This is a genomic window from Neorhizobium tunisiense, from assembly GCF_039631515.1.
Lineage (GTDB): Bacteria > Pseudomonadota > Alphaproteobacteria > Rhizobiales > Rhizobiaceae > Neorhizobium.
On the sequence record NZ_JBDIUU010000001.1, the window covers coordinates 980,977 to 1,007,367 of the forward strand.

At 61.5% G+C, this 26,391-nt stretch carries 26 protein-coding genes and 1 tRNA gene; 8 read left to right on the top strand and 19 right to left on the bottom strand.

Annotated features, from left to right (window positions below; all coding sequences use genetic code 11):
* Positions 1–13: 13 nt before the first annotated feature.
* The 6 genes from era to ABCW43_RS05175 all read right to left on the bottom strand — a co-directional run bounded on the left by era (position 14) and on the right by ABCW43_RS05175 (position 3,916).
* Positions 14–967, bottom strand: a complete 954-nt coding sequence (era, locus tag ABCW43_RS05150) for a GTPase Era (RefSeq protein ID WP_345922391.1) — start codon at positions 965–967, stop codon at positions 14–16.
* A gap of 10 nt (positions 968–977) precedes the next feature.
* Positions 978–1,697 (bottom strand): ribonuclease III, encoded by a 720-nt coding sequence (gene rnc, locus ABCW43_RS05155; protein WP_345922392.1) that lies wholly within the window; start codon positions 1,695–1,697, stop codon positions 978–980.
* Entirely contained in the window at positions 1,694–2,443 is a 750-nt protein-coding gene (lepB, locus tag ABCW43_RS05160; RefSeq protein ID WP_345922393.1) for a signal peptidase I, read from the bottom strand. The genes rnc and lepB overlap by 4 nt, the downstream gene beginning before the upstream one ends.
* A gap of 83 nt (positions 2,444–2,526) precedes the next feature.
* Positions 2,527–2,928: a holo-ACP synthase gene (gene acpS / locus ABCW43_RS05165; protein WP_345922394.1), complete on the bottom strand. Its 402-nt coding sequence runs from the start codon at positions 2,926–2,928 to the stop codon at positions 2,527–2,529.
* A 39-nt stretch (positions 2,929–2,967) separates the two neighbouring features.
* The gene (locus tag ABCW43_RS05170) at positions 2,968–3,528 is read right to left on the bottom strand and encodes a DUF2062 domain-containing protein (protein ID WP_345922395.1); all 561 of its coding nucleotides are present in this window, start codon (positions 3,526–3,528) and stop codon (positions 2,968–2,970) included.
* A 232-nt stretch (positions 3,529–3,760) separates the two neighbouring features.
* Entirely contained in the window at positions 3,761–3,916 is a 156-nt protein-coding gene (locus ABCW43_RS05175) for a DUF3563 family protein (RefSeq protein ID WP_080954080.1), read from the bottom strand.
* A gap of 303 nt (positions 3,917–4,219) precedes the next feature.
* Here ABCW43_RS05175 and ABCW43_RS05180 point away from each other — a divergent pair, with 303 nt between their 5' ends.
* Both ABCW43_RS05180 and ABCW43_RS05185 read left to right on the top strand, forming a co-directional pair.
* Entirely contained in the window at positions 4,220–4,876 is a 657-nt protein-coding gene (locus ABCW43_RS05180) for a glutathione S-transferase family protein (protein WP_345922396.1), read from the top strand.
* Between the two features lie 183 nt (positions 4,877–5,059).
* Entirely contained in the window at positions 5,060–6,538 is a 1,479-nt protein-coding gene (locus ABCW43_RS05185; protein ID WP_345922397.1) for an FAD-dependent oxidoreductase, read from the top strand.
* Positions 6,539–6,540: 2 nt separating this feature from the next.
* Here ABCW43_RS05185 and ABCW43_RS05190 read toward each other — a convergent pair whose 3' ends face one another.
* The 3 genes from ABCW43_RS05190 to rpoZ form a co-directional block, all read right to left on the bottom strand.
* Complete coding sequence (locus tag ABCW43_RS05190) at positions 6,541–6,978, bottom strand: VOC family protein (protein WP_345922398.1); 438 nt, start codon at positions 6,976–6,978, stop codon at positions 6,541–6,543.
* Positions 6,979–7,150: 172 nt separating this feature from the next.
* Positions 7,151–9,379, bottom strand: a complete 2,229-nt coding sequence (locus tag ABCW43_RS05195) for a RelA/SpoT family protein (RefSeq protein WP_345922399.1) — start codon at positions 9,377–9,379, stop codon at positions 7,151–7,153.
* 158 nt (positions 9,380–9,537) lie between these two features.
* Positions 9,538–9,945 (bottom strand): DNA-directed RNA polymerase subunit omega, encoded by a 408-nt coding sequence (gene rpoZ, locus ABCW43_RS05200; RefSeq protein WP_306864869.1) that lies wholly within the window; start codon positions 9,943–9,945, stop codon positions 9,538–9,540.
* Between the two features lie 289 nt (positions 9,946–10,234).
* On the opposite strand from rpoZ, the gene ABCW43_RS05205 reads away from it, so the two are divergent.
* Both ABCW43_RS05205 and ABCW43_RS05210 read left to right on the top strand, forming a co-directional pair.
* A complete protein-coding gene (locus ABCW43_RS05205) occupies positions 10,235–10,810 on the top strand; it encodes a LabA-like NYN domain-containing protein (protein WP_210011228.1) in 576 nt (191 codons plus the stop codon).
* A gap of 85 nt (positions 10,811–10,895) precedes the next feature.
* A complete protein-coding gene (locus tag ABCW43_RS05210; protein ID WP_345922400.1) occupies positions 10,896–11,957 on the top strand; it encodes a bifunctional transcriptional activator/DNA repair enzyme AdaA in 1,062 nt (353 codons plus the stop codon).
* A 55-nt stretch (positions 11,958–12,012) separates the two neighbouring features.
* Here ABCW43_RS05210 and ABCW43_RS05215 read toward each other — a convergent pair whose 3' ends face one another.
* The 4 genes from ABCW43_RS05215 to dapA form a co-directional block, all read right to left on the bottom strand.
* Complete coding sequence (locus ABCW43_RS05215; protein ID WP_345922401.1) at positions 12,013–12,978, bottom strand: lysylphosphatidylglycerol synthase transmembrane domain-containing protein; 966 nt, start codon at positions 12,976–12,978, stop codon at positions 12,013–12,015.
* Between the two features lie 79 nt (positions 12,979–13,057).
* Positions 13,058–13,351 carry a WYL domain-containing protein gene (locus ABCW43_RS05220; RefSeq protein WP_345922402.1) on the bottom strand — a complete coding sequence of 98 codons (294 nt, stop codon included), beginning with the start codon at positions 13,349–13,351 and terminating at the stop codon, positions 13,058–13,060.
* A gap of 94 nt (positions 13,352–13,445) precedes the next feature.
* Complete coding sequence (smpB, locus tag ABCW43_RS05225; protein ID WP_210011223.1) at positions 13,446–13,922, bottom strand: SsrA-binding protein SmpB; 477 nt, start codon at positions 13,920–13,922, stop codon at positions 13,446–13,448.
* A 120-nt stretch (positions 13,923–14,042) separates the two neighbouring features.
* Positions 14,043–14,927 carry a 4-hydroxy-tetrahydrodipicolinate synthase gene (dapA, locus tag ABCW43_RS05230; protein ID WP_345922403.1) on the bottom strand — a complete coding sequence of 295 codons (885 nt, stop codon included), beginning with the start codon at positions 14,925–14,927 and terminating at the stop codon, positions 14,043–14,045.
* Between the two features lie 276 nt (positions 14,928–15,203).
* Between dapA and ABCW43_RS05235 the strand changes: the two genes are divergently transcribed.
* Positions 15,204–17,279 (top strand): lytic transglycosylase domain-containing protein, encoded by a 2,076-nt coding sequence (locus ABCW43_RS05235; RefSeq protein WP_345922404.1) that lies wholly within the window; start codon positions 15,204–15,206, stop codon positions 17,277–17,279.
* A 262-nt stretch (positions 17,280–17,541) separates the two neighbouring features.
* Here ABCW43_RS05235 and ABCW43_RS05240 read toward each other — a convergent pair whose 3' ends face one another.
* The 5 genes from ABCW43_RS05240 to ABCW43_RS05260 all read right to left on the bottom strand — a co-directional run bounded on the left by ABCW43_RS05240 (position 17,542) and on the right by ABCW43_RS05260 (position 22,507).
* Positions 17,542–18,585, bottom strand: coding sequence for a porin (locus tag ABCW43_RS05240; protein WP_345922405.1), 1,044 nt, complete (start codon positions 18,583–18,585; stop codon positions 17,542–17,544).
* Positions 18,586–18,767: 182 nt separating this feature from the next.
* Complete coding sequence (locus ABCW43_RS05245) at positions 18,768–19,832, bottom strand: porin (protein WP_345922406.1); 1,065 nt, start codon at positions 19,830–19,832, stop codon at positions 18,768–18,770.
* Between the two features lie 418 nt (positions 19,833–20,250).
* Positions 20,251–20,340: transfer RNA gene (locus ABCW43_RS05250), tRNA-Ser, on the bottom strand.
* Positions 20,341–20,465: 125 nt separating this feature from the next.
* Entirely contained in the window at positions 20,466–21,266 is an 801-nt protein-coding gene (locus ABCW43_RS05255) for an aldolase/citrate lyase family protein (RefSeq protein WP_345922407.1), read from the bottom strand.
* A gap of 11 nt (positions 21,267–21,277) precedes the next feature.
* The gene (locus tag ABCW43_RS05260; RefSeq protein ID WP_345922408.1) at positions 21,278–22,507 is read right to left on the bottom strand and encodes an NAD(P)/FAD-dependent oxidoreductase; all 1,230 of its coding nucleotides are present in this window, start codon (positions 22,505–22,507) and stop codon (positions 21,278–21,280) included.
* Positions 22,508–22,792: 285 nt separating this feature from the next.
* Between ABCW43_RS05260 and ABCW43_RS05265 the strand changes: the two genes are divergently transcribed.
* From ABCW43_RS05265 to ABCW43_RS05275, 3 genes are all read left to right on the top strand, one after another.
* Positions 22,793–23,146, top strand: a complete 354-nt coding sequence (locus tag ABCW43_RS05265) for a hypothetical protein (protein ID WP_345922409.1) — start codon at positions 22,793–22,795, stop codon at positions 23,144–23,146.
* Positions 23,147–23,485: 339 nt separating this feature from the next.
* Positions 23,486–24,349, top strand: a complete 864-nt coding sequence (locus ABCW43_RS05270; protein WP_345922410.1) for a LysR family transcriptional regulator — start codon at positions 23,486–23,488, stop codon at positions 24,347–24,349.
* 76 nt (positions 24,350–24,425) lie between these two features.
* Positions 24,426–25,535: a pyridoxal phosphate-dependent aminotransferase gene (locus ABCW43_RS05275; protein WP_345922411.1), complete on the top strand. Its 1,110-nt coding sequence runs from the start codon at positions 24,426–24,428 to the stop codon at positions 25,533–25,535.
* Between the two features lie 194 nt (positions 25,536–25,729).
* On the opposite strand, the gene ABCW43_RS05280 is transcribed toward ABCW43_RS05275, so the two are convergent.
* On the bottom strand, positions 25,730–25,996 hold the full coding sequence (locus tag ABCW43_RS05280) for a sel1 repeat family protein (RefSeq protein ID WP_345922412.1): 267 nt from the start codon (positions 25,994–25,996) through the stop codon (positions 25,730–25,732).
* Positions 25,997–26,391 lie beyond the last annotated feature (395 nt).

Genomic DNA, 26,391 nt, shown 5'->3' on the forward strand with positions numbered 1-26,391 from the left:
GATATGGCATTGCTCAGGACTTCGGAAATTCCAGTCCCATTTCGCGGAACCGTTCCGGATCGTCGCCCCAGTTCTCGCGAACCTTGACGAACAGGAAGAGGTGGACAGGCTGTTCGAGAATCTCTGAGAGTTCCTTGCGCGAGGCGGTGGAGATCGCCTTGATGGCGTCACCGTTCTTGCCAAGCGCGATCTTCTTCTGGCTGTCGCGCTCCACGTAGATGACCTGTTCGATGCGCACCGAACCGTCCTTGCGCTCCTCCCACTTCTCCGTCTCGACATGGCTCGCGTAGGGGAGTTCCTGGTGGAGGCGCAGGAAGAGTTTTTCGCGGGTGATCTCGGCGGCGAGCTGGCGCATCGGCAGGTCGGAGATCTGGTCCTCGGGGTAATACCAGGGGCCTTCCGGCAGCGTCGCGGACAGATAGTCCATCAGGTCGTCGCAGCCGGAGCCTGTCGTGGCGGATACCATGAAGGTGCGCTCGAACGGCACGGCTTCGTTGGCGGCGGCTGCAAGCTTCAGCAGGTCCTCGTGGCGGACGCGGTCGATCTTGTTCAAGACCAGGATCTTCGGCTGGTGGACCTCCTTGAGGCCCTCGAGGATCGCCTCGGCGTCGCCGCGGATGCCGCGTTCGCTGTCGATCAGGAGAAGGATCAGGTCGGCATCCTTGGCGCCGCCCCAGGCCGACGTCACCATGGCGCGGTCGAGCCGGCGGCGCGGCTTGAAGATACCGGGCGTATCCATGAAGACGATCTGGGCGTTGTTGTGGATGGCGATGCCGCGCACGATGGCGCGCGTCGTCTGCACCTTGTGGCTGACGATCGACACCTTGGCGCCGACGAGCCGGTTCAGAAGCGTCGACTTGCCGGCATTGGTCGGGCCGATCAGCGCCACGAAGCCGGAATGGGTCGCACCAGCTGGGGTGTGACCAGCTTCGTTCTCGTCACCGGGGATGTTGTCGTTTTCGGTCATAGTGTCCAATTCATTGTTCGGCAGATGGTTTCTGCCACACGCCTTCGCGTTCGAGCATCTTTGTGGCGGCCACCTGTTCGGCGGCGCGCTTGGAGCGGTCCACGCCGGTCTCCGGCGCCACGCCCGGAACGTCGACCGTCACCGTGAAGCGTGGATCATGATCCGGTCCAGAGCGTTCGTCGACCCTGTAGGCGGGCGTCAGACCGAATTTCGCATGCGCCCATTCCTGCAGCTCGGTCTTGGCATCGCGCCGCGCGCCGTCGGCGCGGGTGGCGCGGCCTTCCCAATACTTGAGGATGAAGCCGCGGGCGGCTTCCAGCCCGCCATCGAGATAGAGCGCGGCGATCAGGCTTTCGACCACGTCGGCACGCACGTTCATCATCCGCTTGCCAGTCAGCTTCTTGACGTCGGCGCCGGTGCGGATGAAGCGGTGCAGCTCCAGTTCGTCGGCCACAAGAGCGCAGCTATCGGCGCTGACAAGCTGGTTCAGACGCACGGAAAGCTCGCCTTCGGCGGCAGTGCGGAACGTCTTGAACAGCAGTTCGGCGACACAGAGGCCGAGCACGCGGTCGCCGAGGAACTCCAGCCGTTCGTAATTGGCACTCTTGGCCGACCCGGTGCTCGCATGGGTGAGCGCCCGGTCGAGCCATTGCTTGTCGGCGAATTCATGACCTATGGCTTTTTCAAGCTGGCCGCGTTCCTCCGCCGATAGCGTCTTTGACTTCATCACCGAACGACCTTGAAAATCCGATCCCAGCGCATGTTGGTCGGCCACTTCCAGATCTCGCGGAACGAGGTGTCGTTGCCGAGCGAGAAGAAGATGACGCTGGCGCGGCCCACCAGGTTTTCGGCGGGCACGTAACCGACGTCGAAACGGCTGTCGAGCGAGTTGTCGCGGTTGTCGCCCATGAAGAAATAGTGGCCGGCCGGAACGACGAATTCCTGGGTGTTGTCGCCGCGCGAAACCGGCGAATGGTCGAGCGTGTCATAGGTGACGCCGTTATCGAGCGTTTCGCGGAAGACCGGCACGTCGGTGCCCGGATCGAGGCTGTAATCGGAGGTGAAGGTGCCGTCGCCCTGTTTGGGAACCGGCTTGCCGTTGAGGAACAGCACGCCATTGGTGACCTGGACGCGGTCGCCCGGCAGGCCGATCAGGCGCTTGATATAGTCGATATCCGGATGGCTCGGCAGGCGGAAGACGATGACGTCGCCGCGCTTGGGTTCGTTGAATTCCAGGATACGGCCGGAGAACAGGTCGGGCGAGAACGGCAGCGAATATTTCGAATAACCGTAGGCGAACTTGTTGACGAAGATATAGTCGCCGACGAGCAGGGACGGCATCATCGAACCGGACGGGATGGTGAAAGGCTGGAACAGCACGGTGCGGATCACCATTGCCAGCAGAAGAGCCTGGATGATGACCTTGATGTTTTCCCAGAGGCTGTTCTGCGACTTGGTCTCGGCTTTGTCGGACACGTTTGACGTCTTTCTGTTCGGCGCGGCTGTTGCCAGCGGTTTTGCGTTCTCTAAACCCTTCGCAAAGCGGCGGCAATGGTCGATTAGGCCTGAGGACGGGCTTCGATCACCACAAAGGCCTGTGCATAAGGGTATTCGTCGGTGATGGTGATGTGAATAACCGCTTCGTGGCCTGCCGGCATCATGCTCGCGAGACGTTCGGCGGCGCCATTGGTCAGCACCATGGTCGGTCTCCCGCCGGGCAGGTTGACGACGCCCATGTCCTTCCAGAACACGCCGTGGGCGATGCCGGTGCCGAGCGCCTTGGAGCACGCCTCCTTGGCGGCGAAACGCTTTGCATAGGAGGCGGCGCGGTTCTGGCGGCGATCGGATTTCGCCCGTTCGATCTCAGTGAAGCAGCGATGGGTGAAACGCTCGCCGAACCGTTCGATGGATTTCTCCACGCGTCTAATATCGATGAGGTCACTGCCCATGCCGATGATCATGAAATCTCCCCTGCGGCGCCCGGCCGGTTCTCGTCAGTTTTATACTGACTTGAGGGCTCCGGCCCGCGCCGTCAAGCGTTCCAGGCGCCGGTTGCGGAAACTGCGCACGCCCAGATACGTGACGGCATAGAAAACCAGGCCGCACAGGATGCCCGGCGGCAGGGAGCCGATCAGCATCGGCTCCAGGATCGGCCGCCAGAGCTGCGAGACATCGAGGTGGTGAAACAACCTGCCGAGATCGAGACTGTCATGGCCGGCAGCTTCGTTGCCAAGCATCGTCTCGCCGATCTTCCAGGTGAGCGGCCAGATGATCGGACAGGTAATCGGATTGGCAAAGGTGGTGCCGAGCGCCGCGGCGATCATGCTGCCGCCGAACAGATAGGCGAGCGGGATCGCAAACAGGATGTGGAGGCCGAGAAACGGCGTCCAGGCGCTGACCACGCCGATCGCAAGCCCTGCCGCGACCGCATGCGGCGAACCGCCGATGCGCATCACTTTCAGGCGATAATATTCGAGGACGCGGCGAAAGCCCTTGGGAGGCAGGACGGCACGGCGCAGTCTTTCACGAAATGCAAGCGGTGTACGGCGGCGAAACGGCATGGGTGCGCATCTGGTTCTGCAGCGGGATATTCATCCGTGGGCTGCGGGAATCTTCGATCGAACAGGCCCTAGCCCAAGCCGAAGATGATGGCGAAAATTGGCCCGTCTCGCATGAGACAGGGTTTTCGCGGAGGTGATCGGGTCTTCGACCGCATCGAGGCGGCACGCGAAGACCTGCAACTGCCGCGCGGCAATTTTCCGCGCGAACGGGTGGCTGGTCGAAGCGTGTCGCTTAGAAACCCGACTTGCGGAACATGCCGCGGTCGATCTGGCGCATGCGGTATTCGAGGTCGATCCGGTCGTTTGCTTCGTTCAGGTAAGCGACTTCACGGTCCTGGGTGGTGGGAACGCGGAAAGCGCGGGCGAACTTGCGTACTGAGTCAAACATGATGTCTTCTTTCCTTCTAATATTGCACTGCAACAACATAAGACGTGGCGTCATGCTTTACCAACGCCGCAACCGCCGGGCAGCCATGCGCGGGAAGCATGTCGGGTTAATGGGGATGCGCAGGAAATGGGCGATCGTCTGAGTTCCAGAGTTCCAGCATGCGGAGAAGCCGACACTCCAGAACAGAGGGAACGTGCGCCTTTGAGCGGTATTTGATATGACGGCAGGTATTGTTTCGAACACGGATGTCGGAATCGCGTTTAGCCGGTCGTCTTCAAGACGAACAAGCCATGGAGGACGACGATGACCATTACTATTACCGCCTTCGAACGGTCGCCGGACCGTGGCAGAGGGCTGGCGCGTGACATGCGCGTTCGCTGGGCGCTCGAAGAAGCGGGACAGCCTTACGACGTCCGTCTTGTTTCGTTCAAGTCGATGAAGGAGCCCGCGCATCTGGCACTTCAGCCTTTCGGGCAGATTCCGACCTATGAAGAAGGCGATCTCGCGCTGTTCGAGTCGGGAGCGATCGTGCTCCATATCGCGGAACGGCACGGAGGCCTGCTGCCGGACGATGCGAATGCCCGGGCGCGCGCGATCGCATGGATGTTTGCCGCGCTCAACACCGTGGAACCGCCGATCTTCGACCGCAGCCTCGCCAGAATCCTCGAACGCGACGAGCCCTGGTACGAAAAGCGTCTGCGTGCGCTCGACGACAGCATCCGGAAACGGCTGGCCGATCTTTCCCGCCGCCTTGGAGACGCCGACTGGCTCGATGGTGCGTTCAGCGCCGGCGATCTTCTTATGGTGTCGGTGCTGCTCCGGTTGAAAGCGTCATCGGATATGCTGGACGATTATCCGAACCTCTCCGCCTATGTCGCCCGCGGCGAAGAGCGACCCGCATACAAGCGGGCTTTCGACGCACAGCTGGCTGTGTTTACCGCCGCATCATCGGCCGGCTGACCGCGGCCGGCTCGGGATTCGAAGCCACCGCCCGGCCGTTTTGCTCGCGCGACGGGACCGATCCTAGCCCAAATCGAGAAAGCTCTATCGGCGGATTGGTGTCTTTCCGAGCAGCCTTTTCCTTGGCTAAATCCCCCCTCGGGCTCGTCGGGCGCGACTGCCGGCGGAAATGAGGAGGATGCCATGAATGATCGCAACGTATCGGTGAAGGAGATACGCCAGAACGAGAACCGCTTCCTGAGCTCCGACATCTTTGAATCAGGGCAATATGTCTTCCCCCGCCGCAACGGCGAGGGCGTCCTCAGGGAAGAGGCGCGCGACATTCCGGTCTATCATCGCTGCGACGTGCTCGTTGTGGGCGGAGGACCATCCGGAACCGCCGCGGCACTCGCCGCTGCGCGAACCGGCGCGGAGGTCGTGGTGCTGGAACGCTACAATCATCTCGGCGGGCTTTCCACCGGAGGCGTGGTGATCTGGATCGACCGGATGACCGACTGGGAGGGACGGCAGGTCATCCGCGGATTTGCCGAGGAGGTTCTCGGCCGCCTGCCGCCCGAAGCCGTCGCCGGGCCGGACCGGAGCCTCTGGGGCGTGCAGGACGCGGACCTGGCGAAATACTGGCGGCTGCGCACCTCCGCCTTCCACGGCATCGTCACCTGGGCGCCGACCATCGATCCCGAACGGCTGAAGCTGACCTCGCAGGAAATGCTGATCGAGGCTGGCGTCAGGATCGTCTTCCATTCCTGGGCGGCGACGCCGGTGGTGGAAGACGGCGCGGTTCAGGGCGTCATCTTCGAAAGCAAGGAAGGCCGCCAGGGGATTATGGCCAAGGTCGTGGTGGATTGCACCGGCGACGGCGACGTTTTTGCCCGTGCGGGAGCGAGTTTCGAGGCCGATATAGAGGAAGGCGACGTGCATCATTCGATGAATACCGGGTTCATGCTGGGTGGCGTCGACATGGAGACATGGCTGACATTCCGGGGAACCGAAGAGCAGGCCTTCGCGGACTTCAACACGCTCGGGCGCGAAACACTCGGGTTCTTCCAGACACCATATGTCTCCTGGCGCAACGACATCGCACTGTTCCTCGGGCCTCGGCAATCGGGCCTTTCCGCGCTCAACGTCGACGACATGACCGAGGTCGAAATCCGCTCGCACCGCTTCATGCAGTCGCATTGCGAATTCTTCAGAAGGCATGCCCCCGGATTCAAGGACGCCTATATGCTGCTCAGCGCGCCGCAGCTCGGCGTCCGGCACACACGGCGGCTGGCGGGGGCCGGCCGGATCGAGCGCAGCCAGTGGGCAAGCGGTACGATCCAGCCCGACGAAATCGGCGTCAGCCCTTCGGTCTCGCCCAAATTCCCGGTTCTGTCGGTGTCTTACGGGGCGCTCGTGCCGGCCAGGCTGAACGGACTGCTGGCCGCCGGGCGCCACATCTCCTGCGATGCGAACAGCCACGGTTTCATGCGCGAGATCCCGCAGTGCTGGCTGACGGGCCAGGCGGCGGGTGCCGCGGCGGGTATTGCGGCCAATCGTGGGGTGACGCCGCGGGATGTGGATATCGCCGAGCTGCAGTCGACCTTGCGCGCTCAAGGCGCCTTCGTGCGGGATGCCAGCGAGGCGGCAACGGTGGTGAGCCAGGCGGAAACGGTGCAGGGCTGATCTCAGCCGAGCTCCTGGGCCAGTCCGATGAGAAGCCCTCCAGGCCCGCGGATGTAGCAGAGCCGATACACGTCTTGATAGTCGACGACTTCGCCGACGAGCTGCGCGCCGCGTGCGAGGAGCCTTTCGAGCGTCTGGTCGATATCGTCCACGGTAAACATGACGCGGAGGTAGCCGAGCGCATTGACCGGGGCGTTCCGGTGATCTTCGACGACGGGCGGCGTGAGGAAGCGGGAGAGCTCGAGCCGGCTGTGGCCATCCGGCGTGCGCATCATGGCAATCTCGACATGCTGATTGCCCAGTCCGGTGACGCGCCCGGCCCATTCTCCTTCGATCGTCGCCCGCCCTTCAAGCTCAAGGCCGAGTTCGCGAAAGAAATCAATCGTCTCTGCGAGGTCTTCGACGACGATTCCGACGTTGTCCATCCGCTTCAGCGCCATGATTCCGATCTCCTATGTGTCGGGTCAATCTACAAGGCGTTCGCCTCGTCAAACAAAGGACGTTCCAGACACATCAACACCGACATCCACCGACGCCCGGTTCGCTGTTTTCCACATCAGAGGCTTGAATCGCGGGCACCTCTAAATTTCGGCCCCGCTTTCAAACGATCCCTCAGTCATACACCCGCTTCACATTGGCCACGCAATCCAGGTCCTTCATCTGGCTCAACAACTGATTCAGCTGGCGCAGGTCCCAGACCTCGACTTCCATGGTGATCTCGGAGAAATCGGCGGCGCGGTTGCTGCCCATGGTGAGCGTTCGGATGTTGATGTCGAGATGGGCGATCGTCTGGGTGACGGTCGCAAGCGTTCCCGGCTCGTTCAGCGTGTTGACCTCGATGCGGGCGAGGAAGCGCGATTTGTTGGCTTCGTCGAGATCCCAACGCACGTCGATCCAGCGTTCCGGCTGGTCGTCGAAGCGCTGCAAGGCGGAAGCCTGGATCGGGTAGATGGTGATGCCCGTGTCCTTTTCCATGATGCCGACGATGCGGTCGCCGGGCACGGCACCGCTCGGCGCGAACCGCACCTGGAGATTGCCGGAGAGGCCGCGGATCGGCAGCGGATCGGGACCTGCCTCGAGCTCCTCCGGCGAGACACGCCGCTGGTTCGGCAGCTTGAAGATCATGCCCGAGGCGCTGCGCATGTTGAACCAGCCGTCATCGGAGGCCGGCTTCACGGTGACGCGTTCGTCCTTGTAATCCGGGAAGACGGCGCGCAGCACGTCGAGCGAGGAAAGTTCGCCGCGCCCGACGGCGGCGATCGCATCCTCGACATCCTTGTGCGCCAGACGCGGCAGCGCGGGTTTGAGCGTATCGCGGGCAAAGACCTTGCCGGCGCGCTCGAAGGTGCGCTCCAGGATGCGGTGGCCGAGGCCGGCATATTGCTTACGGATCGCCATGCGGGTGGCACGGCGGATCGCCGAACGCGCCTTGCCTGTCACGACGATCTCTTCCCAGGCGGCAGGCGGCACCTGCACGCCTGAGCGGATGATCTCCACCTCGTCGCCGTTGTTGAGGCGGGTGACGAGCGGCATGATGCGGCCGTTGATCTTGGCGCCGACGGTGGTGTTGCCGATCGTGGTATGAACCGCATAGGCGAAATCGATCGGAGTGGCGCCGCGCGGCAGGGCGATCAGCTTGCCCTTCGGCGTGAAGCAGAAGACCTGGTCCTGGAACAGTTCCAGCTTGGTGTGTTCCAGGAACTCTTCCGGATTGTCGCCTTCGGCCAGCGATTCGATCGTATGCCGCAGCCAGGAATAGGCGTTGGATTCCTTCGGCAGCAGTTCCCCGCCCTTCACCGCCCCTCGGCCGTCCTTGTAGAGCGCGTGCGCGGCGATCCCGTATTCGGCGATCTCCTGCATCAGCTGGGTGCGGATCTGCAGCTCGATGCGCTGGCGCGAGGGGCCGACGATGGTCGTGTGGATCGAGCGGTAATCGTTCTGCTTCGGGTTCGAGATATAATCCTTGAAGCGGCCGGGCACGACGCGCCACCGCGTATGGACAATGCCGAGCGCCCGGTAACAGGACGGAATGTCGCCGACGACGATGCGGAAGCCGTAGACGTCCGAAAGCTGCTCGAAGGAGAGCGACTTCGACTGCATCTTGCGGAACACCGAATAGGGCTTCTTCTGGCGCCCCTTGACGAAGGCGTCCTTGAGACCGTTGGCGATCAGCAGTTCACGCAACTCGTCCTCGATCTTCTTGATCAGGCCCTCGTTGCGGGCTTCGAGATCGGCAAGCCTCTGGGTGACAGTCTCGTAGGCCTCCGGGTTCATGTAGCGGAAGGACAGTTCCTCCAGCTCGTCGCGCATGTCCTGCATGCCCATGCGGCCGGCAAGCGGCGCATAGATATCCATCGTCTCTTCGGAAATGCGCGCCTTCTGCTCGGCCTTCATGTGCTCCAGCGTGCGCATGTTGTGCAGGCGGTCGGCGAGCTTGACGAGCAGGACGCGCACGTCGTCGGAAATGGCGAGCAGCAGCTTGCGCAGGTTCTCGGCCTGCTTGGCCTTCTTGGAGACGAGGTCGAGGCGTTTCAGCTTGGTGAGGCCTTCGACCAGCCGGCCGATATCCTCGCCAAACAGTTCGTCGATCTCGGCGCGGGTGGCGGTCGTGTCCTCGATCGTATCGTGGAGAAGAGCCACCGCAATCGTCGACTCGTCGAGATGCATGTCAGTGAGGATGGCGGCAACTTCGAGCGGATGGGAAATATAGGGGTCGCCGCTGGCGCGTTTCTGCTGGCCATGCTTCTGCATGGCGTAGACATAGGCCTTGTTGAGCAGAGCTTCGTTGGCTTCGGGCTTGTATTTCTGAACCCGCTCCACGAGCTCGTATTGCCGCATCATCCTGAAAAATGTCCTCGATACCGCTTCAGTGCCTGCGAGTGGGCACCGGACGAAAAGAAAATGGCGCGCCAACCGTGAAGATTGGCGCAGCCATCATAAAACATTCAAGCAGATTAGGGCGAGAGAATGAACGAAAACTTGCTAAGCGAATGTTTCGCTTAGTAATCGTCGCTCTTTTCCGGCGGCACGAGGCCTTCGATACCGGCGAGCAGTTCCTCTTCCGACATCTGGTCGAAGGTAACGGCTTCCGGAGCGTCGTCTTCCTCGTCGCGATCCGAAGCGACGGACACGCCGCCGGCAGCGATCAGCGAAGCCGGATCGGGCTCGGGCTCGTCGACTTCGACATGCTTCTGCAGCGAATGGATGAGGTCTTCCTTGAGGTCGTCCGGGGAAAGCGTCTCATCGGCGATTTCACGAAGGGCGACGACAGGATTTTTGTCATTGTCGCGATCGATGGTGATCGAAGCGCCCTGCGAGATCTGGCGGGCGCGATGGCTCGCGAGCAGGACCAGTTCGAACCTGTTGTCGACTTTGTCAATGCAATCTTCTACTGTGACACGGGCCATTGCCTGTCCTTTGATCGGTGATTTCCGGAATTGATACGCCCGATACAGCCATTGCGCGGCAAATTCAAGTTTTTCCTGATAATTGACTTTTGACAAGCGGCGCAGCGTCTTCTGGGGGCGCCCGCGAAATTCAACCTCAAGCTGCTTGGATTATTGTGAATCGTGCCATAAATGACAGTTATATGAATAGTTCGTAATGTAGTGGATTATTCCGGAGATTTGGTTCGGCTTATATTGACCAGGTCTCCACCTGCAAAGCAGGTTCATAAGAAAAGGGGATGGAGACCACATGTTTGACCCAAGGGAGAAGATTGCTCTCTTCATAGACGGCGCAAATCTTTACGCTGCTTCGAAAAGCCTCGGTTTCGACATCGATTACCGGAAATTGCTCAAGGCGTTTCAGAAGCGCGGTTATCTTCTACGCGCCTATTACTACACGGCCCTGATCGAGGATCAGGAATATTCTTCGATCCGCCCGCTGATCGACTGGCTCGACTACAACGGGTACAAGGTGGTCACCAAACCCGCCAAGGAATTCACCGACTCGATGGGCCGCCGCAAGATCAAGGGCAACATGGACATCGAGCTTGCTATCGATGCCATGGAACAGTCTGAGACCGTCGACCATCTAGTCCTGTTTTCCGGCGATGGTGACTTTACCACGCTGGTGGAAGCGCTGCAGCGCAGGGGCCGCAAGGTCTCCGTGGTTTCGACCATGGCGACCCAGCCGCCGATGATCGCAGACGACCTGCGCCGCCAGGCCGACCATTTCATCGACCTCGTGTCGCTCAAGGCCGAAGTCGGCCGAGACCCGTCCGAACGTCCGGTACGTCCGGCGGAACCGACCGAAACCACCGATCTCTGATCACCCGGCATTCGCAATATCAAAAAGAAGAATAGGCGCCCGTTTTTCGGCGGCGCCTTTTTTCGTTCTGGGCTAGAAAAGGTTCATGCTTTTCGAACGCCCCTCCGACGATGCCCTTTATGATGCCCTGGTCGCCCGCGACGCCTCCTATGAAGGTTTTGCCTGGGCGGCGGTCAAGACGACCGGCATTTTCTGCCGCCTCACCTGCCCGGCCCGCAAGCCCAAGCGCGAGAATACCAGTTTCTTCGAGACGATCGCCGAATGCCTGGAAGCGGGCTTTCGACCGTGCAGCCGCTGCCGGCCAATGCTGAAACTCGGCGAGGCGGATCCGATGGTGACGCGGTTGCTTTCAGCGCTCGATACCGAGCCTTTCCGCCGCTGGAGCGAGGGGGATGTCGTGTCGCTCGGCATCGACCCCTCCACTGCACGGCGTGCCTTCAAGCGTCAGTTCGGCATGAGCTTCCTCGAAATCGCGCGGCTCAGGCGGATGGGCAAGGCGGCCGAAACGCTGAAGGAAGGGGCGAGCGTTCTCGACGCGCAGCTCGATGCGGGCTACGAATCCGGCAGCGGCTTCCGCAGTGCGGTGACCAAGCTGTTCGGGGCGGCGCCTGCCAGCCTGCGGACCAAGATCCTGCTCAGGGCCGACTGGATCGAAACGCCGATCGGGCCGATGATGGCGATCGCCGACCAGCACTGCCTGCACCTGCTCGAATTCGCCGAGCGCAAGGCGCTGCCGGCGGAAATCACGAAACTGCAGAAATTCACAGGCAGCGGCATCGTCATGGGACGCCATCCGCCGATCGATCAGATCGAGGCGGAGCTGAAGGCCTATTTCGCCGGCGAGGACCGTGGGTTCAAAACGCGGCTGGCGGGGCACGGGTCCCCCTTCCAGCGGCAGGTCTGGGAGGCGCTGCGGGCGATCCCCGCCGGGGTGTCGACGACCTATGGAGCGGTCGCCTCCGGGCTCAACCTGCCCTCCTCCACCCGCGCGGTGGCGGGCGCCAACGGCGCCAACCAGCTCGCCATCGTCATCCCCTGCCACCGCCTGATCGGCGCCGACGGCAGCCTCACCGGTTACGGCGGCGGGCTGTGGCGCAAGCGCTGGCTGCTGGAGCACGAGCGGCGGATGGTGGTGCGGAAGGGTTAGGGAGTGTCTGGCGCGAGGCGCGGCCGACGTGTCGTGCCCGTGATACCCCGAAACTTCACACGGATGCAGGTTCGGTGAACTCAAGCGCGGAATGAGACTGCTGCCTGGCCTTCCTGGCCCGAAAGATCGCCTCGACGATCAGCGACAAAGGTAAGCCGATGAAGAACGGGATGAAGAAGTAGATCACCCGGAAGGCGACCAGCGAGCCGATGGAGGCCTGGTCCCCCATGACGTGGCGGACGGTGGCTTCCAGGACGCCGAGTCCGCCCGGCGCATGGGTGATCAATATCGCCAGGTTGGCGAGCACGAAGGCGGTTGCGGCCTTGAGGTAGCTGACATCCGCCGTGGCGGCCATGACTTCGCGCAGGCAGGCGGAGACCAGCGCGAAATTGATCGTACCGATCACCACTTGAGCAATGGCGATCTTCAGCACCGGCATTTCGAAGGTCCATGAACGGATCTTCAGCGGGGTGCGGACGAAGGCCGCGAGCGCCAGGTAACCGGCTGTTGCGGCAAGGCAGGCAAAACCGATGGCGACGATCACCGCCTCGCCCAGGCCCAGCACCGAGGCGGCATCCTTCGGGTTGAGGACCATGACGATGCCCGACAGCATCGCCATGCCGATACCGACCGTGACGCCCGACAGCAGCACGATCTTCGCCACATCCTCGGTGCTCATGCCCCAATGGGCATAATAGCGGTAGCGCAGCGCGCCGCTGCTCAAGCCGGAAAGACCGACGCTCTGGCCGATCGACAGCGCGATGAAGGAGGCAAGGCCGATCTTCGGATAGGCGAGGTCGTTCCTCACATATCGCACGCCGGCCCAATCGAAGCCCGAGAGGCAGAGATAGGAACCGAAGGCGAAAAGGAGCGCCATCAGGAGGTTGAAAGTGGGGATAGCCCGGACGGATTCGACGATGTCGGAGAGCGAGTATTCGCGAAAGGTGTGATAGAGCAAATAGCCGGCGGCCCCGAAGCCGATCACCAGCATGCCATAGGTCAGGATTTTCTTTCGCATCATTGCCCCGTTGCCCCGTTGCCCGCTTGCTTCCAAGACGTACGCAACGGGATGGTGCGGATTTTGTTCCTGGGGCGACATTTCACAGCTGTTCGATGATGCGCGAAAAAGCGGGATCGTTAGGGTTATATCCGCGCGCGGGGCTGCTGAAGCCCGCCTCGGTCTGGGCCAAATCGCTGATCTCATCGACATGAAACAGGCGCCATCCGGAACCCGTTCCGGCAATCTGCCAGGCGCTGAGGGCGAGCGCGCCCTCGCCGACATAACCGAGGATATGCGGCCGGACCCTGCGCTTTACGCCCTTGTAGCGGAGTTCGATGATCCGCCGCCGCGTGATCGCATCGATGATGATATTCGGATAGCTTGTCTTCCGCACGAGAACTCCCCCGGTGCCTCCCTTAACGGCTGGGAGGCACGGAAGTTCACGGGCGATTAGGGCAAAACGGCTTCGGAGGGAGCTGCGCGGTCGTTCAGTTCGACTTCAACAGCCGCGACTTCTGGCGGTTCCAGTCGCGTTCCTTCTCGGTCTCGCGCTTGTCGTGCAGCTTCTTGCCCTTGGCGAGCGCGAGCTCGAGCTTGGCGCGGCCCTTTTCGTTGAAATAGATCTTCAGCGGCACCAGGGTCATGCCTTCGCGGTTGATGCCGGCGCGCAGACGGTTGATCTCGCGCTTCGACAGCAGGAGCTTGCGGCGGCGGCGCGGTTCGTGATTGAAGCGGTTGGCCTGCAGGTATTCCGGCAGATGCGAATTGATCAGCCAGATTTCGTTGCCCTCGTCGGAGGCGTAGGATTCGGCAATGTTGGCCTTGCCTTCGCGCAAAGACTTGACCTCGGTCCCGGTCAGGACCAGGCCGGCCTCATAGGTATCCATGATTTCATAGTTGTAGCGGGCCTTGCGGTTCTCCGCGACAATCTTGTTGACCGTGCGCTGGCTGCCTTTGGGGGCCATGGGTGTATTCCGTTCCGCCCTTTATCCGAAAACAAATCCCCGCCCATGGGCTATGAGCGGGGTTACTTGTCTATGTAATGCGGCCAATGCCGAAAGTGAAGCGGCGAGCGCGGATGCGCCTCAGTTCAACAGGCCGGCATGGCGCAGAGCGGAATCGATCGCCGCCTCGGTTGCCGGCTCCAGCGTCGAGACCAGCGGCGAGCGGACCGTGCGGTTCATGCCGCGGATCCTGTTGAGGCCGTATTTGGCCCCGCAGAGGCCGGGTTCCAGGAAGATCGCCTTGTGCAGCGGCATCAGGCGATCCTGGTATTCGAGCGCCTTGGCATAGTCGCCGGCAAGCGTCGCCGCCTGGAATTCCGCGCAGAGGCGCGGCGCGACGTTGGCCGTCACCGAGATGCAACCGACGCCGCCGTGGGCGTTAAAGCCGAGCGCCGACGCGTCCTCACCCGAGAGTTGGACGAAATCCTTGCCGCAGGTGATGCGCTGTTCCGAGACGCGCTCGATCTTGCCGGTCGCATCCTTGACGCCGACGATGTTCCGGTGCGCCTTGACGAGTGCACCCATCGTTTCCGGCGACATGTCGATGACCGAACGCGGCGGGATGTTGTAGATGATGATCGGCAGTTTCGTCGCTTGCGCGATCGCCGAGAAATGCGCGATCAGGCCTTTCTGGGTCGGCTTATTGTAATAGGGCGTGACGACGAGGACGGCATCGGCGCCGGCCTTTTCCGCGTGCACGGCAAGCTCGACGGCTTCGCGCGTATTGTTGGAGCCGGCGCCGGCGATAACGGGAACCCGCTTTTTCGCCACTTCGATACAGAGTTCCACGACGCGCCTGTGCTCGTCATGGCTCAGCGTCGGCGATTCACCGGTGGTGCCGACCGGCACCACACCGCTGCTGCCTTCGCTGATCTGCCAATCCACATGCGCGGCAAAAGCCTGCTCGTCCACTGCACCATCGGCAGTGAACGGGGTGACCAGCGCGGGCATCGATCCCTTGAACATGCAAAACTCCCAATCGACAGCGTTCATTCTGCTGCCGCAATCCGTGACTATGAGGGCTCTCGACAATTTTGGACGGGCAGCGACGCAGCCGATCTTCTTCCCGAAAGCCTTTCAGGTCGCGCACCATAAAGCGGCGGGAAAGCGGCGACAAGCGCAAGTGCCAGGGATTTCATATGGAATCTCATATAAGAAACCGCGCATTTTCATAAACGTGGTAAGCTTTCGTTAACGTGGCTGGCGGCTAATAAGGGGACGACCATTTTCGCGAGTTACCGGATGTACAGGCCTGTTCTGATCCTCGCAGCACTGGGGCTCGGCGCTGCGAGCATGAATGCGTTTGCGGCATCGCTGCCCGAGAGCGTGGCCCCCCTTCCCTATATGAAGCCCGAAAACCCGGTCGCGATCACCATGCCCGCCGCGATGCCTGTGCCGGACGTGACCGGAACGATCCCGAGGACCAGTCCTCTGGTGGTGGCGCCCGAGCTGAAAGCCGGGCTCGACGCGCTTGCCGGCAATGACATCGCCGCCGCCCTTGCCACACGCAACGGTCTCGCCGAAGGCTCGCTCGACCGGCATATCCTCACCTGGGCGATCGCCACATCCGGGGCGCCGGGCGTGCCGTCGGGTGAGATCGCCGCGGCCCAGACGGAACTCAAGGGCTGGCCGGGTCTGAAGGGCCTGCGCGCCAATTCCGAACGCGCGCTTTATCGTGAAAATCCGCCCGCCCCGACGGTGCTCGCCGCCTTCGGCTCAACCCGGCCGGAAACCACCGAGGGCACGATCATCCTGGCCCGCGCGCTGGTCGCCTCGGCCAGACAGGCGGAGGCTGCCCGTCCGCTGCGGCAGATCTGGCAGACCGAGACGCTCGATAAGCCGACCGAAGACCGGATCCTTGCCGAATTCCCCACGCTCTTTTCGACCGCCGACCACAAGGCGCGGATGGACTTCCTGATGTACAAGGGGCGTGCGGCGCAGGCCAAGCGTTTCGGCGATCTCGGCAAGGCGCAATCTCTCTACAAGGCGTGGACCGCCGTCATCAGCAATGCCCGGAATGCCGAGGCACTGCTGAACGGCATCGATGGCTCCCTGAAGGAGGATGCCGGTTATCTCTTCGCCCGCGTCGAATATCTTCGGCGGCAGGACAAATACCGCGAGGCGGCGGACCTGCTCGAAAAGGCGCCGCGCGAGGCGGCAAAACTTGTCAACACGAGCGAATGGTGGAACGAGCGGCGCATCGTGGCGCGCGGGCTTGCCGACCAGGGCGAGTTCAAGCTCGCCTACCGGACCGCGGCCAACTATGTCGCCGCCTCCTCCACCGATATCGTCGATGCGGAATTCCACGCCGGCTGGTATGCGCTGCGGGCGCTGCATGAACCGGCAACCGCCGAGAAACATTTCCGCAAGATCCTCGATACCTCGAACAAGCCGCTTTCGGCGTCGCGCGCCCTCTACTGGCTCGGCCGCGCGGCGGAAGACGGCGGACCGGGCAGCGCCAAGGAGTTCTTCGCCAAGGCGGCGCATTTCTCCAGTACGTTCTACGGCCAGCTTGCCGCCGCACGGCTCGACCTCAAGTCGCTCGACGTCACCTATCCGACGCCGAGCGGAGCCGACCGCCAGAATTTCGAAAACCGCGAAGCCGTCCGGGCGATCGCAAGGCTCGAAGATGCCGGCCATGGCAAACGCGCCGCGGTGCTTTATCGCGCGCTGGCCGAAGAGATGACCAGCCCTGGGGAACTCTCGATCCTCGCAGCCCGAGCCGAATCGGAAGACAATCACGCCCTGTCGCTACAGATCGGCAAGACCGCCTTCAGCCGCGGCATCGACGTGGCCGCACTTGCCTTCCCGATCGGCGTCATTCCAGCCGGTGCCGATATCGCCGGTTCCGGCAAGGCGCTCGCCTATGCGATCGCCCGCCAGGAAAGCGCCTTCAACCCGGGCGCGGTTTCACCCGCCAACGCCCGCGGCCTGTTGCAGATCCTGCCCGGCACGGCGCAGGGCGTCGCCAAGCGGCACGGCCTCACCTACGCGGCAGCAAGGCTGACCACGGATGCGGGCTACAACGCCACCCTCGGCGCCCATTATCTCGGCGAACAGATCGACACGTTCGGCGGCTCCTACATCCTCACCTTCATCGCCTATAATGCCGGCCCGAAACGCGTGCCCGAATGGATCACCCGCTACGGCGACCCGCGCGGCAAGTCCCTCGACGAGGTGGTCGACTGGATCGAGCGCATCCCCTTCCCCGAAACCCGCAATTACGTGCAGCGGGTGATGGAGAACTATCAGGTCTACAAGGTGAGGCTTGGGCAGAAGGCGGATATCGGGGCGGATCTGAGGTTCGGGCGACAGTAATCAGGCTGCGGTCTGATCGAGATCGATTTTCTCTTCTTTTGAATAAAGGATGCGACTGGCTGCCGTAGCCTCGCCGGCGATGGACAAACTCACATCGCGGTAGTTCGCTGCCTCGGCGCCTGGCTGAACGCGAACGGCCGCTCCCGAATTCCAAAATCACCCGGGATTCATTTCGAACCACCATCCCGTTGCCGCCGAAGTTCCTTAAAACAAAAAGCCCGGCACGAGGCCGGGCTTCTAAGCTTCATCCGATCAAATCAGATTAGAAGTCGCGCTGCAGGCGGACGATACCCTGTACCGTGCCGTCGTTGTCGCCAATTTCCTGATAGTTTACAGCAACCTTGGCAGCGAAGTTTTCGACGATCTGGTAGTTGACAGTTACGCCAGCGCCCCAGGCATCGTCGCCGAAGAAGTCGCCGTCTGCGTCAACTTCCGTATTCCAGATGTACTGGGCTTCCGGAATGATTTCGAGCTTGTCGGTTGCCTTGAAGGAATAGGCAACGGCCACAGCTGCTTCACCAGCACCGGTATCGGTTACGCCGTAGTAGGCATTGTCACCCGACGACCAAACGCCGGAGAGGTAGAAGGTGCCCGGGCCAACCGCAACCGAGCCGATTGCACGGACAGCACCGTTTTCGGCACCGAAGTCATAAGAGCCGAGCAGTTCGAGCTTGGCCGGGCCGATAGCCGCCTGGATGATAGCTTCGATACCGACGTTCTGGCCACCAACGCCCTGAAGACGCGACAGTTCGTCAACCTGAATGCCCGCCGTGAAGGCCGAGCCGGTATAGGTGTAGGAGATCGACTGCAGACGGTTCGAACCGAGGTTGTCGAGTTCGCCCGGAAGGTCGTTTGCATCCCACCAGTTCAACCAGCGACCGACGCGGAAACCGCCGAGCTGGATATAAGCTTCGTTGATATAGGCGCCGTTGGGTGAGCTGCTGTTGGACGTGTAACCAACGTCCTGGTTGGCTTCGAAACGAACCGAAGCAACCGAGGTCAGCGTGCCGAGTTCGGTGTCGGACTTTGCCGTGAAGTCGAGCTGAGCGCGGCTGTACGAATCCCAGTCGCCGTTGTTAAAGGCGTTCGTGTCTTCGCCAAAGCCGACTTCGAAACGGACATAACCGCCGATCTTGAGGCAGGTTTCGGTGCCCGGGATGTAGAAGTAACCAGTGCCGAACGCGTCGCAGACGCGAACGTATTCCATGGGCTCCGGTTCAGCAGCGACGATGGCGTCGGCAGCCTGAGCGCCGGAAACTGCCGCGAGAGCCGCTGCAGAACCGAGAAGAAGGCTCTTAATGTTCATTCTTTTGACCTCCAGTCAATTTCTCTGAATGCTAGTTCGCGCCCGACCAAAAATTGATCAAACACGTAAAGGCCGCGAAAGCAGCCCTATCCCCCGATATCAACTCCCCATGTGGAGGCCCTGCATAGAGGCCAACCATTTATAGAGAACTCCCCCGGATAACCGGGGGAGTTCCTTTATTATTAGAACGTGCGATCGAGACGAACGAAACCGTTCCAGAACTTGTTTTCACGCGACGTCAAACCATCGGTCTGGGTCTGGTTGTAGTTCGCGGTAACCTTTGCGGTGAAGCCCGGAACGATCGTGTAGTCGACCGTCAGACCAACGCGGTAAGCCTCGTCGTTACCATAATCGCCAACGCCGTCAGCAGCATTCCAGATGTAGGAACCGCCGGGGGTGATGGTCAGCTTGTCGCCGACCTTGAAGGCATAAGAAGCCGCCAGGGTCCATTCGCCACGGTTGGCGTAGGCATTGTCGAAGTTCGCATCACCGAGACCGCTCGACCAGATGGCGAGAGCCTGGAAGGTGCCCGGACCGACCGGAGCCGAGATGAGGGCGCGAACGGCGCCTTCTTCTGCACCCAGATCATAAGCGCCGAGAAGGTCGAAAGCTACGCCACCGAACTTGGCAGTTACGATAGCTTCGATACCGACGTTCTGGCCACCAAGACCCTGAAGACGCGACAGTTCGTCAACCTGAACACCAGCGGTGAAGGCGCTACCCGTGTAGAAGTAGCCGACAGACTGCATACGAGTGTTCTGGGTACCGGAGTTCCAATCGGATTCGCCGTTGATACCCTTATCCCAAGGGTTGTAGTAACGACCAACCTTGAAGCCGCCGAGCTGGATGTAGGCTTCGTTGATGTAGGCCGGGTTAGAGCTGCTGTTGGACGTGTAAGCAACGTCCTGGTTGGCCTCGAAACGAACCGAAGCAACCGAGGTCAGCGTGCCGAGCTCGGTGTCGGACTTTGCGGTGAAGTCGAGCTGAACGCGCGACCAGGTATCCCAGTCGGTGTCGTTGAACGAGTTCTCGTCCTGGCCGATGTTAGCTTCAAAACGGACATAACCGCCGATCTTGAGGCAGGTTTCGGTGCCCGGGATGTAGAAGTAGCCGGTGCCGAAAGCGTCGCAAACGCGAACGTATTCCATGGGCTCCGGTTCAGCAGCTACGATGGCGTCAGCTGCCTGAGCGCCGGAGACTGCTGCGAGGGCAGCAGCGGAGCCGAGAAGAAGGCTCTTGATGTTCATTTTTGACCTCCAGTCAAAGTTTCGTATGGGTCTGGGTTCTTTTTGCTGAAGGACAGCGTTCCCTGCCCCATCCCCGTCGATTGCTAGAAGAAGGACGATCCACCGCCTCGCTTCTGGATTTGAAAATACAAGACGGGGGAGGTCATGCAATCTGGAACTTCAATCGGGTGCCCTTCCGGTACCCGCTTCCCATAAGTCTGTTGCTGAAAGGACACAAAGCAGGGTGCCGCATTAGGTGGTATTTTACGCTTTATTAAGAAAGAGCTTATGCCGCAGTCACTTAGCGCAACGGAAACGCGGCTGAAGGACTCAAGGCGCCGACCAGGATTCGCCAGCGATTCCTTTCTGCCAAAAGGGCTGGAAAGCTGACAGAAGGGGGCCGTATACAGGATTGGGGCGGGCGCTTTGGAGCCAGGAATGGCGGAGAAGATGGGATTCGAACCCACGATACCCTCTCGGGTATACTCCCTTAGCAGGGGAGCGCCTTCGACCACTCGGCCACCTCTCCGGTCGGGCCTGATTATTGGGAAACGATATCGATGGCAAGGTCTTTTATGGAAATGTCATGCGATTCCATCGGCAATGACACGCGAATCGCAACAAGCGATTCCATTCTTGCAGCTTTGGTGATTCTCAGTAGCCCGAACGCTGCTTGCCGATCCCGCCACCGCGGCCGTAACGGCCGGCCAACGATCGCAGCGCGCCGGAAAATTCGGTGACATCGGCGCCGACCGCCACGAAGCTCGCGCCGAGATCGAGATAATGGCGGTTCAGGGATTCGCTGAAGGTGAGGATGCCGGCCGCCTTGCCGGACTTCACGATCGTGCCGATCGCCTTCTCGATCACCTCCTGGACCTCCGGGGCCTCCATGCGGCCGAGATAACCCATGTCGGCCGAAAGATCGGCCGGGCCGATGAAGACGCCGTCGATGCCATCCACGGCTGCAATGTTCTCCAGGTCGCGGATCGAGGCCATGGTCTCGGCCTGGACGATCAGGCAGATCTCGTCGGCGGCGGTCTCGGCATAGTCGGGGATGGCGTTGAAGCCGGAGGCGCGGGCAACGGCGGCACCGACGCCGCGCACTCCGCGGGGCGGATAACGGACGGCGCGGACGAGCTCCCTCGCCTGCTCGGCCGAATCGACCATCGGCACGAGCAGCGTGCGGGCGCCGATATCGAGCATCTGCTTGATGACCCACGTCTCGCCGATCGGCGGGCGCACGACCACTTCCGAGGGAGAGGTGGCAAGCGCCTGCAATTGCGCCAGAATGCTCCGCAGGTCGTTCGGCCCGTGTTCGCCGTCGATCACCAGCCAGTCGAAACCGGCATTGCCGGCGATCTCGGCGGTCAGTGCCTCGCCCATGTTCAGCCAGAGGCCGATCTGCGGCAGGCGGGCCTTGAGCGCGGCCTTGAAGTGATTCTTCGGCGCCGGCATGGCGTTTCCCTTCAGGCGAGGAGCTGTTTCAGGTCGGCGGCGGGATCGGCAAGGATGGCGCGGTCTGGTTCGATGCCGGTTTCGAGCAGCTTCTTGCCGCTCACATAAGCCTTGGCGTCGTTGATCGCGTCGACGGCGATGAACCGTCCCTCGCGGAAATACCAGATCGACAGGCTGCCCTCGCGGGCGCCCTTGCGCACCAGGGTCTCGTCATAACCGAGGTTGAAGCCGGCGATCTGCAGCTTCACGTCGTACTGGTCAGACCAGAACCACGGCTTTGCGTCATAAGGCGTGGTGCCGCCGGCGAGCACCGCTGCGGCTGCTTCCGCCTGATCGACGGCGTTCTGTACCGATTCGAGACGGATACGCTTGCCCTTCCAGGGCAGCATGGCGCAGTCGCCCATGGCGAAGATCGAGGGATCGGAAGTGCGGGCGAACTCATCGACGATGACGCCGTTGCCGACGTCGAGGCCGCATTGCTGCGCCAACTCGTCGTTCGGTTTCACGCCGATACCGACGATGACGAAATCGACATCGATCGTGCTGCCGTCGGACAGCTCGGCGGCGCGCACGTGATTGCCTTCCGGGCCACCTCCACCGATCAGCCGGTGCAGGCCGGTCTTTTCGCGGATAACCACGCCGTGGCTGTCGTGGATGGCGCGCATCACGTCGGCAGTTTCCTTTGCAGCAACCCGCTGAAGGATGCGATCGGCCATTTCGATCAGCGTCACTTCGAGGCCGAGATGGCGGGCAACGGCCGCCGCTTCGAGGCCGATATAACCGCCCCCTATAATAAGGAGCCGCCGGCCCGGCTTCATTTCGCCGGCGAGCAGGTCGGCATCGCGCTTGTCGCGCACGGTGAAGACGCCGTCGAGATCGCCGCCGACGCTTGCCGGCAGCGTGCGCGGCGTCGAGCCGGTGGCGAGCGCCAGAGTGTCGTATTCGATGACCGCGCCGTCCTGCATGCGCACGGTCTTTGCCTCGCGGTCGATCTCCTCGACATAGGTCGAGAGCAGAAGCTCGACATCGTGTTCGGCAAACCAGCTTTCAGGCCGGAAGGTCAGCCGGTCGAATTCCATTTCTCCGAGCAGATACTTCTTGGAGAGCGGCGGGCGCTGGTAGGGGATCACGTCTTCCGAACCGATGATCGTAATCGGCCGTGCATCCTTCAAGGCCCGGAGTTTCGCAGCCAGCGCAAAACCCGCCTGCCCGCCACCGATGATAACCAACCTGCCCGTCACGTTTCGCTCCCCATACCGATCATGGTTTCCCTTGAGATAGCACCATTGATCCGATCGAAAGGGGTATCCCCGCGACACCGGTCCGTCAACAACGCGACATGCCCGATTACGCGCTTTGAGTTCGCAGCTGTTCCATCCGCCAAGGAAAAGCCGCCTCGTCAGCGATCAAATTCCGGTTTTTTCGGCGATATCCCTGCCTATCCGTCGAATTTTATCATTCCGTTTCAGAATGTGTCAGCGCAGGAGGAATATAGTCACATGGTAGGAATGAAACAGGAGGGTGTCATGCCCTTGATCATGGACCAGGACCCAAGAACACACGGCTCACGCGACCAGGCTTTCGAGAAGTTTTCGATCGATCGTCCCGGCAAGATCATCTTCGTCGGTCATCATCTCAGCACCAAGACGAGCTTCCGCTGCCTGATCCGCAGCATCTCGCTGTACGGCGCGGAACTCGAGGTCAGCCCGAACCTGCCGGTGCCCAACAATTTCTTCCTCGAGATCCTCGGCATCCATGACGATATCGGCTGCACGCTGATCCGTCGCGAGGAGGAAAGGGTCACGGTCGGCTTCAACATGCTGATCGATGCGGAATTCCTGCATCACGTGATCCGGCTGAGTTTCGAGACGAGTCATTGACCTGCAGATAGTCTCGCGGCCTGAGGGCCTTCTTCGCCCGCCGCCTGTCGCGACCACCCGTCAACCACGACAGAAACGGCACGCTCCACAGCAGCCCTCGCCACTCGGCGCCCTCCAGAGGATCGGCCATCGGATCCCGCCGCCCGCTCCGGCAGCGCTTCTTCCCATTCACTTGCTCCCAAAATCTCACTTGGTTGAGAAACATGGCGGCCACTCCATCTATGATGTGATGCCGTCGAGCTAGTGGTTTGCGGCTCCGGCTTGTAGACGCGCCGGCAAAAGCCGTTTTTCATCCGTGAACGATGGGAAAATCACCGGTGAAACCCTAAGGTGCCTCAGATGACGGATGCGGGCTGGGACGATCTCAAACTGTTCCTGCATGTGGCGAGCGAGGGAGGCTTGAGCGGCGCCGCCGCCCGCACGGGCCTCAGTGCTCCGACGATCGGCCGGCGAATGCTGGCGCTCGAACGGGCAACCGGGCGGACCCTGTTCGTGCGCAGCCAGCAGGGCTACCGGCTGGCGCCGGATGGCGAAACGCTGCTCGAACACGTCCGGGCCATGCAAAGGACCGCCGACAGCATCGCCGACTGGAACGCGCAGGCGTTTGCCATGCCGATCGTCTCGATCGGTGCCGATGCCTGGCTTTCCGGTTACATCGGCGAGCACACGCCGGAGATCAGGAGCAAGCATGACCGGTTCCGGCTCTGCTGCAAGTCGTTGCACAAGGGCGTCGATTTCACCTATCGCGAGGCGGATATCGGGATCGTCGCCCGGAGGCCGGAATCAGGCAATGTGGCGATCCGCCGATCGGTCGCGGTTGCACACTCTATATATAGGGCGAGCGGCCTTGCCGAAGACGAGAACATCCCCTGGGTTTCGCTGGGCACCGACAGCTCCCATTCGCCTGCCGACAAATGGGTGTTCCAGCATCACGAAGCCGACATTCGCACCTGGACCAATTCGCCGGATATCCTGCCGAGGCTGATTGCCCGCGGCAACGGGCGCGGCGTGCTGCCGTGCTTCATTGGCGATTCCGTCCCCGGCCTGGTGCGAGAGGGCGGCATCATCGCCGAGCTTACCCAGACGATGTGGATCGTCGCCAACGACGACGACCGGCATCGGCCGGAGGTACGTCAGGTCATCGAAAGGCTCGACGCGCTTTTCAAACGGGAGGCGAAAAGATTTAGCGGCGATGAAGCCTAATCGGCCTCAAGCAGACTTGCATGCCGGTGAATCGACCTTATTGTGTGCCGGTTTTAGAGAACCGGAACTGAAGTCCATGCCTGCATTCTCGCGCTTTACACCGCTGATCAGCGCCCTTCCCGCCAGCGTCCCCTTCGTCGGTCCCGAGGCTATCGAGCGCAATCGCGGCCTCATGGTGAAAGCCCGTATCGGCGCCAATGAAAACGGCTTCGGCCCGGCGCCTTCCGTCATCGAGGCGATCAGCGCCGCGGCCGCAAGCACCTGGAAATATGCGGATCCGGAAAATTTCGAGCTCAAGCAGGCGCTCGCCGCGCATCTGGGCTGTCAGTCCGACAACATAGCCGTGGGCGAAGGCATAGACAGCCTGCTCGGGCTGATCGTGCGGATGGTGATCGAGCCGGGCATGCCGGTCGTCACCTCGTTTGGCGCCTATCCGACGTTCAACTTCCATGTGGCCGGCCATGGCGGCCGGCTGGTGACGGTGCCTTACGTCGACGATCGGGAACACCTCGACGGGCTGATGGAAGCCGTCCGCCGCGAAAACGCGCCGCTTGTCTATTTCGCCAATCCGGACAATCCGATGGGAAGCTGGTGGGATGCTGACAGCATCACCGCGTTTGCCAGGGCGCTGCCGGAAACCTGCCTGATGATTCTCGACGAGGCCTATTGCGAAACCGGCCCGGCCGGCGCGACGCCCGATATTGCCGCGCTGATCGACCGGCCGAACATCATCCGCACCCGGACCTTCTCGAAGGCTTACGGCATGGCCGGTTCGCGAGTGGGGTATGCGATCTCGACGCCCGGTACGGCCGAGGCCTTCGACAAGATCCGCAATCATTTCGGCATGAACCGGATCGGCGTCGCTTCGGCGCTCGCGGCGCTGAAAGACCAGGCCTACCTCGCCGAGGTGATCGGGCAGATCAAGGCCTCGCGGGAGCGGATCGCAGCGATCGCTGAAGCCAACGGGCTGAAGCCGCTCGTCTCGGCGACCAATTTCGTGGCGATCGATTGCGGTCGCGACGGCGCCTATGCGCGTTCGATCGTCGATGGGCTGATGGAGCACGGCGTTTTCATCCGCATGCCGGGTGTGGCGCCGCTCAACCGCTGCATCCGCGTGAGCACGGGGCCGGAATCGGACATGGCGCTCTTCGAAGAAGCGCTGCCGAAGGTGCTGAAGGGCCTTTAGGCCTATAGGAAAATGACCGCGCCGGCCTTGTTCCTGCCGGTCGCGGTCTCAATTTCAGGCGCCAGGCCCCGTCCGGACCCGACAGCCTTGTCTCCCGATCCCATTTTTGGGTTGAAGTCTTTTGGATTGTTCTCCCGCCGGCCCTCTTGCGGGGCCGGTCAATTCGTCGCCCATAGCGCTCCTTCAAAAGGGGCTCAGTGCATGGTCATCCATTCGCGAGCGGCGCGGAGTGCCTCAGCCAGCTGCATCTTGCTCATCGTCTGGGCGAGGTCGGCGCGCAGTTCGGCGGCGCGGTCGGAGCCCTTGATCGCGGCGATGTTGAGCCATTTGTGAGCGGAAACGAGATCGACGTCGCAACCACGGCCGGTCGCATACATCAGGCCCATTTCGCAGAAAGTGTCGGCGCGGGTTTCGCCACCCATGGTGGCCATTCCGGAATTGTTCATTTCAAAGCGTGCCATCGGTTTGATCCCTGTTAAAGCCTGTTGTTCGTCGTCTGCCCTGTTTTTGCCCTTTCGGGCTCCGTCCGGATCACCGTCTTCAAGCGGCTGTTTTGATCCTTCCGGCCGGCGGTTTTTTCCGCTCGTTTGATGACTTCACTATGCGCCCAACCTTCCAAAAGACGCCTAAAAAGCATGATTAATTCAACGAAAACAAAGTTCAAACGCTTCGTAAACTTGAGTTTTTGTTAAACATGGGATGCCTTGCATTTTAAGGATTTTGCGGAGATTTTTACGAAAAGTTTAGAAAAGGATTTAAACTGATCGCTAACCACGAATCCGGGTCGCATCGGCCAATTCGTCTCCGGCCTGTGGAAAAAGTGCCCTCCCCGAGCGCGGAAATTCCGCCGCTTTCA